The organism is Bacillus sp. LR--39, assembly GCF_053613335.1.
In genome coordinates this window covers 1-817 of sequence record NZ_JBSIOT010000647.1, presented here as the reverse complement: position 1 = coordinate 817, position 817 = coordinate 1, and the positions used below count along the sequence as shown (strand labels likewise).

Genomic DNA, 817 nt, shown 5'->3' with positions numbered 1-817 from the left:
CTGATTACATCATCCTGCGTCACGGCATCATGAAAATCTGCGGTTTGCAGGTTTTCCGGTATGTTCGGTTTTTGAATTGCGATTTTATTCATGTGATGACATCCTTTGCTGTCCGAAAAACAGAGGCTTCCGGGTTCAATTTAATAGATCGTTAAGGAAATTGATACATATAGTAAATCGTGAAGAGCCTTTTCTTGGTACAGCAGCCCGCTTGTTTTGTAAGCATAAATGGAAAGCTTCCTATACGTCAAGGCGTTTACAGGGCGAAAAAGCCAAAGGGAACAGGAGGAATGCGGAATGGGGCATTACGTCAAAACCGAGGAGCATGTGACACTGTTTGTAGAGGATATCGGACATGGAAGGCCGATCATCTTTTTGCACGGGTGGCCGTTGAATCATAAGATGTTTGAATATCAAATGAATGAGCTTCCGAAAAGGGGATTTCGTTTTATCGGCGTTGATTTGCGGGGATATGGGCAATCTGACCGCCCTTGGGAAGGCTACGATTATGACACGATGGCCGATGATGTGAAAGCAGTCATTTATACGCTGCAGCTTGAGAATGCGATTCTTGCCGGTTTTTCAATGGGCTGCGCCATTGCAATCCGTTATATGGCAAGGCATGAAGGAGCCGATGTTGATAAGCTGATTTTACTGTCTGCGGCGGCCCCCGCGTTTACAAAACGCCCGGGATATCCGTACGGGATGAGGAAGCAGGATATTGACGACATGATTGAACTATTCAAAAGTGATCGGCCAAAAACGCTTGCTGATTTAGGAAAACAGTTTTTTGAGAAAAAAGTGTCTCCAGAGCTTA

At 45.0% G+C, this 817-nt stretch carries 1 protein-coding gene and 1 pseudogene; one reads left to right on the top strand and one right to left on the bottom strand.

What is annotated here, in order from left to right; translation table 11 throughout:
• A pseudogene (locus tag ACWHAR_RS25565) lies at nt 1-92 on the bottom strand (pentapeptide repeat-containing protein); the annotation flags it as partial.
• Nucleotides 93-297: 205 nt separating this feature from the next.
• On the opposite strand from ACWHAR_RS25565, the gene ACWHAR_RS25560 reads away from it, so the two are divergent.
• The coding region (locus ACWHAR_RS25560) for an alpha/beta fold hydrolase (RefSeq protein WP_452088245.1) at nt 298-817 on the top strand (520 nt) is incomplete at its 3' end.